General features: G+C 38.2%; 16 protein-coding genes and 1 pseudogene. 11 read left to right on the top strand and 6 right to left on the bottom strand.

Annotated features, from left to right (window positions below):
• Positions 1 to 349: 349 nt before the first annotated feature.
• From AACH28_RS00825 to AACH28_RS00805, 6 genes and pseudogenes are all read left to right on the top strand, one after another.
• Complete coding sequence (locus tag AACH28_RS00825) at positions 350 to 919, top strand: Crp/Fnr family transcriptional regulator (RefSeq protein ID WP_341831958.1); 570 nt, start codon at positions 350 to 352, stop codon at positions 917 to 919.
• 10 nt (positions 920 to 929) lie between these two features.
• The gene (ilvD, locus tag AACH28_RS00820; RefSeq protein ID WP_121124779.1) at positions 930 to 2,618 is read left to right on the top strand and encodes a dihydroxy-acid dehydratase; all 1,689 of its coding nucleotides are present in this window, start codon (positions 930 to 932) and stop codon (positions 2,616 to 2,618) included.
• A gap of 363 nt (positions 2,619 to 2,981) precedes the next feature.
• Positions 2,982 to 3,089 (top strand): annotated as a pseudogene (locus AACH28_RS25460) (TM2 domain-containing protein); the annotation flags it as partial.
• 24 nt (positions 3,090 to 3,113) lie between these two features.
• The gene (locus AACH28_RS00815) at positions 3,114 to 3,305 is read left to right on the top strand and encodes an SHOCT domain-containing protein (protein WP_201639097.1); all 192 of its coding nucleotides are present in this window, start codon (positions 3,114 to 3,116) and stop codon (positions 3,303 to 3,305) included.
• An 82-nt stretch (positions 3,306 to 3,387) separates the two neighbouring features.
• Positions 3,388 to 3,687, top strand: coding sequence for a hypothetical protein (locus tag AACH28_RS00810; protein ID WP_341831957.1), 300 nt, complete (start codon positions 3,388 to 3,390; stop codon positions 3,685 to 3,687).
• Between the two features lie 24 nt (positions 3,688 to 3,711).
• Positions 3,712 to 4,206, top strand: coding sequence for an alpha/beta hydrolase (locus AACH28_RS00805; protein ID WP_341833096.1), 495 nt, complete (start codon positions 3,712 to 3,714; stop codon positions 4,204 to 4,206).
• Positions 4,207 to 4,344: 138 nt separating this feature from the next.
• On the opposite strand, the gene AACH28_RS00800 is transcribed toward AACH28_RS00805, so the two are convergent.
• Together AACH28_RS00800 and AACH28_RS00795 are read right to left on the bottom strand one after the other, a co-directional pair.
• Positions 4,345 to 5,058, bottom strand: coding sequence for a hypothetical protein (locus tag AACH28_RS00800; protein ID WP_341831956.1), 714 nt, complete (start codon positions 5,056 to 5,058; stop codon positions 4,345 to 4,347).
• Entirely contained in the window at positions 5,058 to 5,429 is a 372-nt protein-coding gene (locus tag AACH28_RS00795) for a response regulator (RefSeq protein WP_120333768.1), read from the bottom strand. The genes AACH28_RS00800 and AACH28_RS00795 overlap by 1 nt, the downstream gene beginning before the upstream one ends.
• Before the next feature lie 111 nt (positions 5,430 to 5,540).
• Between AACH28_RS00795 and AACH28_RS00790 the strand changes: the two genes are divergently transcribed.
• Positions 5,541 to 5,771, top strand: coding sequence for a hypothetical protein (locus AACH28_RS00790; protein WP_341831955.1), 231 nt, complete (start codon positions 5,541 to 5,543; stop codon positions 5,769 to 5,771).
• A 237-nt stretch (positions 5,772 to 6,008) separates the two neighbouring features.
• Here AACH28_RS00790 and AACH28_RS00785 read toward each other — a convergent pair whose 3' ends face one another.
• The 4 genes from AACH28_RS00785 to AACH28_RS00770 form a co-directional block, all read right to left on the bottom strand.
• Positions 6,009 to 6,131: a hypothetical protein gene (locus AACH28_RS00785; protein WP_262707334.1), complete on the bottom strand. Its 123-nt coding sequence runs from the start codon at positions 6,129 to 6,131 to the stop codon at positions 6,009 to 6,011.
• A gap of 277 nt (positions 6,132 to 6,408) precedes the next feature.
• A complete protein-coding gene (locus AACH28_RS00780; RefSeq protein WP_341831954.1) occupies positions 6,409 to 8,631 on the bottom strand; it encodes a glycosyltransferase in 2,223 nt (740 codons plus the stop codon).
• 772 nt (positions 8,632 to 9,403) lie between these two features.
• Positions 9,404 to 10,513, bottom strand: coding sequence for an FAD-dependent monooxygenase (locus tag AACH28_RS00775; protein WP_341831953.1), 1,110 nt, complete (start codon positions 10,511 to 10,513; stop codon positions 9,404 to 9,406).
• 74 nt (positions 10,514 to 10,587) lie between these two features.
• Positions 10,588 to 11,460, bottom strand: coding sequence for a helix-turn-helix transcriptional regulator (locus AACH28_RS00770; RefSeq protein ID WP_341831952.1), 873 nt, complete (start codon positions 11,458 to 11,460; stop codon positions 10,588 to 10,590).
• 893 nt (positions 11,461 to 12,353) lie between these two features.
• On the opposite strand from AACH28_RS00770, the gene AACH28_RS00765 reads away from it, so the two are divergent.
• From AACH28_RS00765 to AACH28_RS00750, 4 genes are all read left to right on the top strand, one after another.
• Positions 12,354 to 12,761: a GNAT family N-acetyltransferase gene (locus AACH28_RS00765; protein WP_341831951.1), complete on the top strand. Its 408-nt coding sequence runs from the start codon at positions 12,354 to 12,356 to the stop codon at positions 12,759 to 12,761.
• 166 nt (positions 12,762 to 12,927) lie between these two features.
• On the top strand, positions 12,928 to 13,278 hold the full coding sequence (locus AACH28_RS00760) for a hypothetical protein (protein ID WP_341831950.1): 351 nt from the start codon (positions 12,928 to 12,930) through the stop codon (positions 13,276 to 13,278).
• Positions 13,279 to 13,926: 648 nt separating this feature from the next.
• The gene (locus tag AACH28_RS00755; protein WP_407073629.1) at positions 13,927 to 14,334 is read left to right on the top strand and encodes a zeta toxin family protein; all 408 of its coding nucleotides are present in this window, start codon (positions 13,927 to 13,929) and stop codon (positions 14,332 to 14,334) included.
• On the top strand, positions 14,324 to 14,506 hold the full coding sequence (locus AACH28_RS00750) for a hypothetical protein (protein ID WP_028069684.1): 183 nt from the start codon (positions 14,324 to 14,326) through the stop codon (positions 14,504 to 14,506). The genes AACH28_RS00755 and AACH28_RS00750 overlap by 11 nt, the downstream gene beginning before the upstream one ends.
• Positions 14,507 to 15,040: the final 534 nt, after the last annotated feature.

Genomic DNA, 15,040 nt, shown 5'->3' with positions numbered 1-15,040 from the left:
TAAAGAATCTATTAACTAATACATAGATGTCAAGGTCGGTATTTCTGAAAGAAACAAAGTTTTGCGGTTCGGGCTTAATTTTCCTCGTTCTTTCACGCACGACATTTCCTAAGGTATCAATTAGTTTGAAATGGATTTTATTTTTTTTGGTGAGCTGTGGTCAAACGAACAGCTTTCGCACCTTAAAAAGAAATAACTGGCGCATATTTTAATTTTATGTTAGCTTTAAACTTACCAAAGTTCCATTATCAAAGGAGATTAAAACTTTAATAAATCGTTGACGTTTTTGACCAATGTCAACGACTATATCCTAATATAAAGTGCATCTTTGACCGATAAATAATAAGCGATGAGAGAGCAACTATTACAATTGTTACGTGAGAAAGCGTCGTTAACCGAACAGCAATTAACGGAGGCCCTAACTTATTTTAAACATCAATCGATAAAGAAAAATAACCATCTGCTCAACGAAGGTTCCATTGCAGACTATCTTTTCTTTGTCGGTAAGGGCTGTTTGCGCCTATATTTTCGCAATGACGAACTATCAACGGCAACCCGATTCATGGCTTTTGAGCATACTTTTCTAACCTCTATCGTTAGTTTTATCTCAAGACAGCCCGCTACAGAATTTATCCAAGCAGTAGAAGATACGGAGGTGCTCAGCATCAGCAACACTGATTTTACCTTTTTGAGAGAAAACATGCCTGGCTGGGACAATTTTTATATCTACATTCTCGAATATGGATTAACTGTTGTTAATAATAAGCTCAGCAGCTTATTAACTCAAACCGCTAAAGAACGCTATCGCGATCTACTGAAAAATAATCCTGAGCTCATACAGCGTTTGTCTAATGTCAACCTTGCAGCTTATCTGGCGATATCGCCTGAAACACTAAGTAGGTTAAAATCTACTATCTAACTAATAAAAAATGAGAAGCGACGAAGTAAAGAAGGGATACCAACGTACTCCCCATAGAGCCCTATTTCGGGCCACAGGCGTAAATGATAACGATTTTGATAAACCTTTTATTGGAGTGGCAAACTCCTTTATCGAAATTATACCCGGACATTTTTTTCTGAATAAGGTTGCTGAGATTATTAAAGAAGAAATCAAGGCAAACGGATGTATTCCTTTTGAATTCAATACGATCGGTATTGACGATGGTATTGCTATGGGACACGATGGTATGCTGTACTCGCTCCCCAGCCGAGAATTGATTGCCAACTCAATTGAAAGTGTCATGAATGCACACAAATTGGATGCGATGATAGCTATACCTAATTGCGATAAGATTGTACCCGGGATGATTATGGGTGCGCTACGTGTAGATGTGCCCACAATCTTTGTCAGTGGAGGCCCAATGAGAAAAGGATATACCAAAGATGGTACTGCCATTGACTTGTCTACTGCTTTTGAGGCTGTGGGCAAACACGAAGCAGGCTTAATCAGTGACGAAGAGCTCAAAGATATCGAGTGTAATGCATGTCCCAGTGGTGGTAGTTGCTCGGGTATGTTTACAGCAAATTCCATGAACACGCTGATGGAAGCTATGGGTATTGCATTACCTGGAAATGGAACCATATTGGCATTAACACCCGAGCGTGAAAATCTATATCGGGAATCAGCCAGAAGGATCTGTGAAATCGCTAAAGACGATCAGCTTTCCAAACAATTCAAACTTAAAAACATCATCAATGCAAACGCCATCCAGAATGCTTTTGCAGTGGATATGGCCATGGGCGGTAGTACCAATACTGTCCTTCATATGCTTGCTGTAGCTCACGAAGCAGATATAGATTTTCAGCTTAGGGACATTAACTCAATATCAGATCAAGTAGCGCACATCGCAAAAATATCGCCCAGTTTAAGCACCGTTCACATGGAAGATGTCCATCGCGCCGGAGGTGTTAACGCTGTAATGAACGAAATGACCAAGCGCAGCAACCATGTTCTCCTGGATAATATGACGGTCGGTGGCGAAATGCTATTCGAAAAGATTGCCAATGCAGCGATCAAAGATCCAACAATCATACATACAATAAACAATCCATACAGTCCTGTTGGAGGATTGGCGATTCTATTTGGAAATCTTGCAGAGCAGGGAGCTGTGGTAAAATCCGCAGGAATCACAGGCGAAAAGAAATTTAGCGGGACTGCAGTTTGCTATGATAGTCAAAATGATGCCATAGTAGGCATCCTTGCCGGTGAGATCAAAGCTGGAGATGTTGTGGTGATCCGTTACGAAGGTCCCAAAGGTGGCCCGGGGATGCAGGAAATGTTGACACCTACTAGCCTGATCATGGGGATGGGATTGGGTAGTTCTGTAGCGTTGGTAACAGATGGCCGATTCAGCGGAGCTACTCGGGGAATAGCTATTGGACATGTCTCACCTGAGGCTGCTGAAGGTGGATTGATTGGATTACTAAAAAACGGAGACCATATCGTTATTGATATCGACCAACATATGCTTTCAGCTGACATTAGCGAAGATGAGATGCAATTGCGAAGAAAAGACTTTATTCCGATCAGAAAAAAACTAAATTCTAAATGGTTGAGTCAATATCGGCAGCTTGTTGGCAATGCTAGCAGTGGTGCCATATTAAATTGTGATTTTTGAAAATAAAATCGTCTCAGCTTAGCGAATTGACGTGATAGCCAAATTCTAATGATTTAGGCAAATAAGGAAGGTAACAGAAAAAGAACAGAACTGGTGGTGGTTACCATCATGGCATGCTATTTTTCAATCGGGCAAGGTTAATACCAAAGCCTACTATACATTATTTATTCTGAATGAATATGTTGGTCAATTTTAACTATCTAGATTATTACAAGCTGTAAGGCTAAGATATTGGTTTGAAAGTGGGATCGGTTACGGAAAACCGTAAGAATGTCTAACAGGCAATCCTTAGGTTTGAAAAGACAATACAAACCGCATTAATCAATAACATATGAAAGATAAAACAACCGCAGCTTTAATGGCATTTTTCTTGGAGTATTTGGTGCACATAGATTTTACCTAGGGCAGACCGGATTAGGTTTCCTTTATCTCCTTTTCTGTTGGACGCTTATACCTGCTTTTATCGCATTGATCGACTTTATTGCTTTTCTAACAATGCGCAAAGAGAATTTTGATTTAAAATACAACCGCGTATATTTTTCACAACCCGTCGTTCATAATTATGTGCCTATCTCCCCCATTACCCAAAAAGATGCTGCGACTGAAATAGAACGATTACATGGATTGATGGAAAAAGGAATGATTACACAAGCAGAATTTGAGGATGCAAAACGTAAACTGCTGTAAAGGATTGATGAATGTCAAGAGAGACATTATTAGCTATGACCTGGAAAAATAGGGCATCAAATGGCACCTTTATAACGGTTAAATGAGGCAATATGAAATCAAACTTTTATTCGAAGATTTGGGAATTGGTTATAAAAAAGAATGTGAAGTATGGCATTATTACAATGATGAGCTTGGTGACCATCGCTATAGTCGGTGGTTTCACTTTAAAGGGTCATTTCTAGACAAAAATTATGTCAGCCAAACAAATCAAATTTGTCCCATAATCGATCTCGTTCCAATTAATGAGAATTTCAGCATAGGCTTTAGCGAAAATAATCAACCTACGGCATTGTCCCAAATCAACGTGGCTATGGTAACTCATCCTGCCCAACTGAAGTAACGGATTATAACATAAAGCACTTGACTGCTGACCTTATCCGCTCTACTTGATCATTTCGGATACAAAGATGCTACCTTCGTCGGTCATGACTGGGGTGCTAATGTGGTGTGGAATCTCGCACTATTGTATCCTGAACGGGTAAATAAAATAATAAACTTAGCGCTGCCTTATCAGGAGCGAGGAGAACAACCATGGACTGAACTGATGGAAATCCTATTTGGAGAAGACTTCTACTTTGTTCATTTCAATAAGCAGATCGGAATTGCAGATGCCATAATGAATGAAAACGTACACCGGTTCCTGCGGGACACATTCCGCAAGGATATCCCTCCCGCTCGACCTGATCCCGGCATGCTCATGATCAATCCCGCGAGAGCAGTAGAACCAATTGGCAAGCCTCTGATGGAAGAAAGCGAACTGTCTGTATTTGTCTCGACCTTTGAATCAGCTGGATTTACCGGAGCAAACAAATCGTATTATATCTGCTTAATGAGAAGGCTAATTTGTCATTTTACGTAGCAAAAATTGGGAGTGTTTTCGTGGTCATGTTGTGGAATTTTAATGACAATTATTTCTTTGTATTCCATCAATAGCACTGAGTGTAATTAGATTAACAGGATAATAGCAAGTTCATCGATTGTCAACCAGCTCGTATTGTTACATAGCATTACCCATTCGCCATTGCGAAAATCTACATCCATTATAAAAAAACCGATCAATCATAATTTGCAAGGTTCCACCGCCATGCAAAACAGAAACCTCAACCACTTGCTTTTGACCACACACGTCACATTCGAACTTTATATCCTTTTTCATCGAATATCGTCCTTTATCCACTTTAATTCCCCACGTTGTATCATGGCTATACTTTTGCACGTGATCATCGGTCAGTAAGCAATTATCTACGAGGTGGTAATTGAACTGCTTACTGAAGGTGTCATACTGAATACTTCCTAAATAAGCATTATTGAGATAAATATGCCAAAGGCTGTATTTCTTGGCCCGAACTTCCACGACCTGGCGTTTTCCATGATGATAAAACAACTCAGGCACATCCGTATCAAAGCGAAGTATAAGGGCGTCAATGCACGCTTCCTTGATGTCTTCGGCAAGTACACCGAATGCCAATTGCCACACGCCCTGAGATCGAGATTTATAGCTTGCTTCCGAACTGGTTTTGACAGCTCTTCTTCGAGTTTTAGTAAATAAGATCGACCAACATAAACTTTTCAATATCAAATCCACGATCTGAAATTCAAATGGCCTGTAATCTTCAAGATTTTTTAATGAAATGATCTGCAATGGAGCCCTTAATGTAAAACGTCCAATGCTAATGGACTGCCGGCAAGCTCTATTGTAACGATTGGGCATTACGATTCACTTTCATAAACAAATCTTCGTATGTAGTTTTCCAGATCGGTAAGTTCAAAAGGTTTTGCTAAAAAACCTTCGGCCCCACATTCCAAAGAGATTCTTCTTCCGTCGATATGACCTGACATCATAATCACGGGCAGCTTATCATATTTAGCTGAACTCTTGAGATCACGCAGTATCATGTCACCATTCCGTGCATGCATATGAATATCCAAAAAGAGTATATCAGCATCTATAGTATCCAACACTTCCGTCAGGACTAAACTGTTTGCTACAGATATAACAATCGTATCCTGATTCTCTAACACCAAGGAAAATACATTTAGTATTTCTTTATCATCATCGCACACTACTATTGTCTTTTTCATCTTACGTTTTTAAGAAATATTTTTTCATCACTCATCACTTATTAAAAAATGGATCTTAGGCATAAGATCCACCTTCCTTGATTGTTGATTGGCCATTAATAAGCTTTTGCATTGAGATGGTTCTCTGCTAGGGAAGTTCAATCAGATGTGTCGCCTGTAGATTGCTTTTTCATCGAGCCATTTTCAGAGTTTTCACGTGTGGTACTCTTAGTTGTTGTTGCCATGTTCAGTAAGTTTATCGCCCTAGAGCTTTTTAAAATTGAACGTCCATCGAACAGATTTGGTTCTACTTCAAACGTCATTACCTATACTTCACGTGTATATTCAGACGAAGACGTATAAAAACATCGCTTTGTGGTGAAACTCATTTTGTTGTCAAAACAATGGGTGTAGCATCTTTAAATTTGATCATGTCAATAAACTTTAATATAATTGTTTAGTATAGAGGGACGTTAATCAAATTCAGCTTTGCAAATTAAAAAAGCGAGCAAAAGCCTGGTCTAATAATCCAGACTGTATACCCGCTTCAAAATAATCTGCCTTGTGCAAGTGCAAAAAATAAGCTACCTTCTCGATTGCCTATTTCTTTTTTTTACGGAAAACATTTTCCGTTACCTCTTTAGAGGAGCCATCTTTTTCCTTTTGATAAGAAGATTGTGCTTTCTCTTTGGTGCTTTTTTCCTTTTTAATGTCTTTACTCATGATGTATGGATTTTATAAAGTGATGGTCCTTTTACTTTCAATAGCTATCATTGATCGGAAGGAATAATATTAAGCTGAATCGTATTTGCTCTTCGAAGTACGCAAGCTGCTAATTGTTGAACTGAAAATTTCCGAAAGGTATATCGTGGAGAATTTAAAGATAAAACAAGTGTATTTATCATATTGGATCTACTGAATGGGTTAAGATGAATAGTAGATCGCAGTAATAAATATACGCATAATAATTGACAAACAGGCATCACGTTTTTTAAAGACACTAACGAACAGGTTCATTCTTATAATCCTCCATCTTAAGCCGGGCCATTAAATAACTTATAGTGGATTCTGCGCCTTGATTGATGTTGATCGTGTGCTCTTCTAGACCGTCAAAACATCCACCGGTAACAGGATTATAAACAATCTGCCGAATATGATTCCGTCCCAAAAACCATTCAAATACGATTCGTATATTTCTCTTATACTGCTCATCTCTTGTAAACTTATAAAACCTATCTAGCGCAATAATGGTATAGGCAACGTCAATGGGCTGCTCCCCGCCCCTAGTTTTGGTTGCCGGCTGGCCCCGTTGTGACCATCCTTTGTTGGAAATCACGTGAACCTCATTGTCAACAATAATCTTGCTCAACAAGAAATCAAAAGATTGATAAGCGATGTCGCTATATCTGCTATCTCCGGTGGCCTCATAGGCAATCAACATGGCTTCGGGAATTACACTATTGCCATAGGTCATATATGATTCATACCATTGCCAATCTGCGGTGCTCTCATGTTCAAACATGGCTGCCAATCGATCGGCAAGTACTTGGATTATAGCTTTATAATTTTTGCCCTTCATAAAACTCAGTCCCTTAATCGTGAAGGCCATCGATCTTGTCGAAAAATACACTAAAGCATGTTTGGAGGCTCGCTCCATAAGTTCTATTGCAAGCTTAACTATTCTTTCCGGCAAAAGATTGGCCATGCCCACCACTTCGCCCAGAGCCCAGACTGCTCGACCGTTGGCATCTTCAAGATTCTCCTGCTGGTTTTGTATCGTGAAATTACCGTAGATATCTACATAATTCAGAAACGTGCCGTCCTCTTGCATACAATGACCTATAAAATCCAGATATTTCTGTATCAGACCAAGGTCATCGTAGGTTTCGTACAATCTATAGTGATGTAACATGGCTATAAGCGCTCTTGCATTGTCATCCAAAGCATAACCGCTTGAAAGGTCCGGCGTGGAAATATCAGCAAATTGAACAAAGCCGCGCTCCTCTGACATCCGAAAAATATGGTCCAGATTGATCGGTGGAATGGAGTAGATCATTTTCCCTTTTTTATCTATAAGAAGCTCAAAAAGATATACATGAGCTATAGCAACGTTTTGCCAGGAAGTCTTGACCATCTTCTCAAGGTTAACATGATGAATCTTCCTTAATTGAAGTTCATCATCCAAAATATGATTGACAGCAGCTGCGAGCTGATCAGAAGCTTGAAAATCTATTATGATGCCCATATCTTCCTTTAAAACCTCTTTCACATGAGGGATTGGCGTAGAGATGATGGGGCATCCGGAGCTAAGCGCATAAGAAAACGTACCGCTAACGGCCTGTAGCGGATCTTTTGACGTAAAAAGGTACACATCGGTTATAGATAGGTAGGCTAATAAGTCTTCCGTGGAAAGAAATTCATTAATAAAACGCACATGAGCTGAAATACCGAATTCATCAACTATTGCCTCAAGCTCGTTTCTATACGACTCTCCTTCGCTTCGCAGCAGGTTGGGGTGTGTCATTCCTAAAACAAGGAATATCACATTTGGGTTTTGTTCGATAATAGATGGAAGTGCATAAAGTGTGGTTTCTATACTCTTGCTGGGCCCCAGCAAACCAAATGTACTGAGGACTTTCTTGCCCACGAGGTTAAAATACTCAAGAATGGCATGTTTATCCTTAGCTGGGGCTAAATGGGTGCCGTGCGCAATTACAGTTATTTTACTGGTCGGAATTTTGTAATTATGAATAAGGATATCGGCAGATCCCTGGGTCATCACGATGATTTGCGAGCAATGATAAGCAATGGCAGATACATGTTCGAGCATAGTGCGATCAGGTGCAGGCAACACTGTATGGAAAGTGACAACAGTAGCAAGTTGTGCTGCATTGAGATCCGAAAGAAAAGATATGAATTTAGCCTCCTGGCCAAGGAAGAGACCAAACTCATGTTCGACACAAATCAATTTAATATCCAGATCACACAGGATATTTTGAAGGATATTATCGAATGAAAGCGGATTTAAAATATCTAGCTTCCCCAATGGGCCATCATCTTGCGATGTATTATTATCTACAATCGGTATGGGAATTAGCCGGTACGACTCTTCAAATTTACTCGCGATAGCATTTATCAGATCTGTTGTATAGGTTGCAATACCGCAGGCGCGTGGAGGAAAAGTGGAAAGGAACGCAACTCCTTTTTTTGTCTTTGAAATCATGTTGGATTTTTTAAGTGAAGTCCTTGCATACGATCTTCTTGTATCTTTGACAAGGTGCTACACGTAGGGAGGTTTATAAATGTACGAAAATAAAATGAGAGAAATGCTAACTGGAATGTTATATCTGAAAAACTAGTAATGATATGTTAAACTTTGAATATCAACACTTTTTTATCCGTAATTGTCAAATTGCCTTCTAACGAAGCGTTATAAAGAATAGCAACGTCTTGCTCATCTCTTAAGTAAAAACTGTAAGGCTAAGGTATTGGTTTGGAAGCGAGATTGGGTACAGGAAACTTTTTTTAAAACCAAACAGGATTCAATAAGTATTAATAGTACTTTTCAAAAATAGGTAGTAATTAGGAAGCCTTGAGATCCTCCCAGACTCAAGGTTTTTTTATTCCTTTTATATCCTTTTTTATCGAATATCATCCTTTATCCACTTTAATTCCCCACGTTGGATCAGGACTATATATTTTTGCACCTGATCAATGGTCAATAAGCAATTGTCTTCAAGGTGGTAATTGAACTGCTTAGTGAAGGTGTAATATTGAATACTTCCTACATAAGCATTATTGAGATAAATATGCCAAGGGCTGTATTTCTTGGCCCGAACTCCATCATTGAGGTTATTTTAAAGTCCCAATAGTGATGCAAAAATCTTGAGGAATTTAGAGACCATACCTGAAAAAAATTATCGCATTTCAGAATTTATTGATCAACAAGTCTTCCGAAGAAAGAGTAAAATAAAATGCTAACTCTCCCATGCTAATTAAATATTCAATCCATTTTTATTTCTCAATCTTACTTCTTCCTCCGTCTTGGGTAAAAGTTTATCCAATGTTTCTACAGCATCCGCCTGTACACCTTCTATAAAAGATCTCAAGTCCCGGTTGTAGGTTGCAAAGGCTAATTCAAAATTTCCGTCATTTTTTTCTAAAGCATCCGCCAAAGCGGTCGCACCAATTATAGCCAATGAACCACCCATACCTGCTGCAGGTGAAGCACAATAGCCCGCATCTCCTACCAGTGCCACTCTTCCTTTTGTCCAAGCAGGCATTTTTATCTGGCAAAATTTATCGAAATAGAATGATTTAGAATTTACCAGTTCCTTTAATAATTCTGAAGTTCGCCATTTAACACCAGCAAATTGCTCCAAAATAATTCTTTTATGCTGCTGCGGATCACGAAAATCGTATTGGATCTCAGTTTCTGTACGGAAAGTAAATATAATGTCTGTTTTGGCATTGTATGCGTAAAGTGCCACACCTTTATTGGGCTCTGCATACGTTTGGTAAGCTCCTTCTTCTACCAGTAATCGATCTGCAATGGCGATGGAAAAATATTGCCCTAAAAAATGACTATACAGCTTTTCCTCTCCAAACCAGATCTTCCTTACCATAGAATGCACGCCATCACAGCCAAATAGAAGATCATAAATTCCTTGAGATCCGTCTTTGAAGGTAACTTCAATGTTACGCTCAGACTCATGTAATGCAGTAATACTGGAATTGAAAATAAAATCAACATCGTTTTTTATAAGATCAAAAAGCATATTGAGCATTAGATCTCTTTCTATTTCGAATTCATTGTCAGGTAATTTTTCCAATTGGACAGTATGCTCGCTGACATCTTCTTTATTTTTAAACTCCCACTTGCTAGGACCGATTCTATTGGCTTTTATCCGATCAAACAATCCCATCCGCTTAACGATCTCTATGGTTTCATCTTTAATATCTACTGGAGTTCCACCCATTTTTAGGTGACCACCAATTTCAACTACAGTAACATTATTTCCCTGTTTATTTAGCCAAAATGCCATTGTCAGGCCCGCAAAACTTGCACCGGATATAAGCACCTTTTTACCTTCTTGTATTTCCATTTGTTTGAATTCTATACAACAAAAATCCGAATAAAACTAAAGTTGGAAAACGTCTTTTCGGAGGAAGTATTGGACTATTCGTGCCTTTTACTTCGAAAAGCTAATGCGGACAATCCTACTGCCTTGGTAAAAATTCTGGAGAAATAAGGATAATCATCGTAACCAAGTTCAAAAGCAATTTCTTTCACTGATTTGTCAGTGTGGTAAAGTAGGCGTTTTGCCTCCAATATAACACGATTTTGAATATGTTGCGAAACTGATAAGCCTGTGGTATTTTTTACGTTTTCGTTTAAATAATGGGTAGAAATATGCAGCAGCTTGGCATACTCATTCGGCCGCTTATTTGTTAAATAGCTTATTTCTAACAATTGTTGGAACCTTTTTGAAATTAGCTCTGTTCTTGAAAGTTTTGCGGGAGGTCCTGCTTGGCTTAAAAATGCTGAAATAATAAAACCTACCAAAGTATTACAACTGTCTTTTAAAACTAAATGATGAAGCACGTCTTTTTTTGCCCTCAAAAAGTTTAAGCAAATAGCAAAAAGTTCAGAAATTTTCGCGCTGAAATCTCGAGTTAGCTGTAGTGGTTTTAAAGGAACCAGACGTTCCAAAAAGCTGCAATATTCTGGATTAAGATTTTCGGATGTTATAGCAAGAGAGCAAACATTCATACTTGAAAATTCTAAAATTCGGTGCACCTGATTTGGATGCATATAAACTACTGCAGGTGCATCGATTTGATATTTTTGAAAATCAATTTCAATAAAGACACTTCCGTTCTCCACAATATGAAATGTGTGGCCCTCGTCCCGATGTGGCTGGGTCGCTTGTGCATAATAGTTACTGGCTTTAAAGTCAGCTTGCTCAATTAAAATTCTATCTATGGCAATCCCATGAACAAATTCATTGTCCATCGGGTTTACAGATATACTTTCTTGTCTTTTTGCCACTTATTTGTTTTATTCCGTTAAAATCATAGTTATTAAAACGCTGCAATTTCTAATGCCAATATCATTTAGCTAACTGCGATCAATAATCAAAATCCTTTTTTAGAACTTATAAAATAGGATCTTATTGGCAAGAAAAAAAATCGCTCAATCCAGTAAATGCAAAATAGATAGTTTCTTAAAAAATTAAGAAACTATCTATTTTCCAAAATGTTATGTTTCATCGGTAATTCTTGGAAATCATAATAGTTTTTCAACTGCTAATATATTGAAAGAAATGACGATAATTCTGCAACACAAGCTTCTAAATCATCTAACCCATAACATGGAATATGACTATGAATATCGGTTTTTCCCTTTGGATCTTCAATTCGAATAGTTATTTCGGTATTTTATGTTGCAATCCCAATTTAAAATATTCCGGATTCACTTTTCAAATCACAATCAAAAGATACATCATCTTGAAACTCTATTGTCTGAGCAAACTGCGGATAATTTCCTTCCAGGAATTTAAGTATTAATTTTATAAATTCTCTTTGTTCAATTTAGTACTTGATTTACAACTATGTCACATAACTCTCAAATATACGCAATTTGCCAAATTAGAAAGTTAATTTTAAAGTCGAACACGGCTTCTGATCATCCAAAAGTAACAATTAAAATAGCCTTACATACAATTTAAGACCAAGATATCGGTTGAATGGAGGATTGGTTACAGGAAACTGTAAGATAAGAATTGACGTGAGCCGTCACTAAATGGACAGCTTACAACACGCGAATTGGTAAAACAGCTTCACTTTTGTATATTCGAGACGGCTATATTACAACACCTATTCGCATATTTATTAGCTAAGAATAGCTGCTTAAAAATACCAACGAAAACTACAGAATAATAGATGAACATACAGCTAAGTGTCAACAGAGATTTAAACGCAAACGACATACTACAACTTTATCAAGCTAACAAATGGAGTGTAGCCGATAAACCAGAACAGCTGATCAAAGCACTCTTAAATTCGCATTCCTTGGTTACGGCATGGGATGGTACGACATTGGTAGGCCTAGGAAATGCTATTTCCGATGGGTATCTCATAGTTTATTATCCACATCTACTGGTGCTCCCCTCCTATCAAGGCAAAGGTGTTGGACGTTTGATTATGGATAAAATGCAAGAGATCTATAAGGGTTTTCACATGCAGATGCTTACGGCTGATGGAAATGCTATCGACTTTTATAAAAAGAACGGCTTTGAACGAGCAGGTCAAACAGAGCCGATGTGGATCTATAAAGGTAATGATCACTGAGAGAAGGTTAAGGTAGCCTGCCCAAACTCAGGCATTTATAAAGACTGAAATGCAGGTTTATATCAACGCACAGCTTGGCGCGAATCTTGCGAGAGGAGCCAATATGGCAGGAACTGATCCTGAGGCTGGAGTGAAAAACTGTGATCCTAATTGTAAATAAATTCGAATGCGAAAGGAACAAATAACAGCGCAGTTAAAAGAGTATTATCCGGAGGGTCTTACCCTCGACAATATCATGGTTTATTCCGCTTCAGAAGCTTACAATAACCGGAAACGATGTATTGAATCAGCCTGGTCAGACCGCGGGCAATGGGAACAATTAAAAGAGTCCCTTACCGACCTGTCTGCTGAAATCTGGGACTACTCCTTCTTAGGGGGAAGCCCTTCATATCACTTTTCCTTCCGCCTTGAGCAGAATGAAGACATTTTATACTCTTTATTTGTCAGTGTTATTTTACCCTATTTTGCGATCAGGATAATGAGCCTGTCCAATCGGGAAAAATCATTTACCCAGTAAGCGACACTGATTTTCAGGTATTTGAAAAGCTGAAAACGAAAGTACACAATGTTTTCCCTGAGCATCTGATAATTATAGATGATAGGTTGCTACAAACAAAGGTTGATATCTTCGAGGCAGATGGGGAAAATCCGCCGTCTATACAGCACCTTTTATTAAAAAAACAGCAGATAACATCGATTTGGCATCTAGTAACTTTATAAAAGCCCGCAATATTTTATTTTCGCAGCATTGACCTTCGAGATATCGAATTCTTTGGAACAAGAAATAGAAAGTGTGACTACTGCTTTGCGCCACTTTCCCTTTAGAAGAGAGCAAATAAGCGCCAAATAATCTTAAAAGGTAATTTCCGTCTACAAAAATCTTTCTTAAAAAGATTTGGAAAACATAAATACAGAAGAACCACACCGAAATAACCAATTTAAAATAAGAAATTAAAATTCTATCAATTTTCCCTATTTTGACAAAAAAACGCATATGCCAAATATCTACATTATCTCTGGGTGCAATGGAGCCGGAAAAACAACCGCTAGTTACACTGTGTTACCTGAGATATTAGATTGCAGATAGTTTGTAAATGCCGACAATATAGCAGCAGGTATTTCTCCTTTCAATCCACAGAGCGTAGCTGTATCAGCTGGTCGAATTATGTTAGAGCGTATTACGGAGTTAATGAAGACTAGAGCTGATTTTGCATTTGAAACAACGCTTTCGACTCGAAGCTATAAAAATTCAGTAATCGAAGCTCAAAAAATAGGCTATTCAGTAACTGTGCTCTATTTTTGGCTCGACTCCCCTGCACTAGCCATACAACGTGTAAAGAAAAGAGTAGAAAACGGAGGACACAATATTCCATCTGATGTGATAGAAAGACGTTATCATCGTGGTTTAGAAAATTTGTTTAACATTTATATTCCAATATGTGATCGCTGGTTGGTGTTTGATAACATGGATTTAATCCCCGAAATTATTGCTCAGGGTGATAAATTTGGAGAATTCGTTTCAAATAGCGAAATTTGGTCAACACTAAAATCGAAATACTATAATGAACGATAAGGTAAATATTGAAAATATTAATCTTGCTGAACGAATTCGTTTAGGAGTGCAAAAGGCTTTACGAAAACTAGCCGAAGAAAGTGCAGCAAAGGGTGAGAGTTTGGTGGTAAAAGTTGACGGAAAAATACAAGAAGTACCTGCAAAGGAACTACTTATGAATTTACCAAAATAGTTTCTTCTGTAAACTATTTAACTAGGCCCCCGGCTATACGCCAAAAAATCTTTAATTCCTTAACGCGTATATTTATTATCTGGAGTTTCTCTTCTGTCTCTTGATTAAAATAGCCTTACCACTACATATAAATATCTGATATATCATACCGAGTGGCTTCATGCTTCACTGCTTTTAGATAGACCATCTATTCCTTGGCAAAAATTCCAGTCGGACTTTGACTTCGCCTGCATGTACCTCGAAATCTAAAGCGCTATTCCGTCCCTGTGGTAAATCGATAAAGTTTTCAATGCACCACCATGCTTCGTAATTTGGGGTAACTTTTGACCACACACGTCACATTCGAACTTTCTATCCTCTTTCATCGAATATCGTCCTTTATCCACTTTAATTCCCCACGTTGTATCAGGGCTATATACTTTTGCACGTGATCATAAGTCAATAAGCAATTGTATTCAAGGCTTTCTCAAGTTCAAAAAATCTCAATTCCTTGTCAATAGCTAGCGGTATCTCCATAAAAATTCCGATAGCTTC

Source organism: Sphingobacterium thalpophilum (assembly GCF_038396785.1).
Lineage (GTDB): Bacteria > Bacteroidota > Bacteroidia > Sphingobacteriales > Sphingobacteriaceae > Sphingobacterium > Sphingobacterium thalpophilum_A.
The sequence above is the reverse complement of the archived record's forward strand: the minus strand, read 5'-3'. Positions and strand labels throughout refer to the sequence as shown.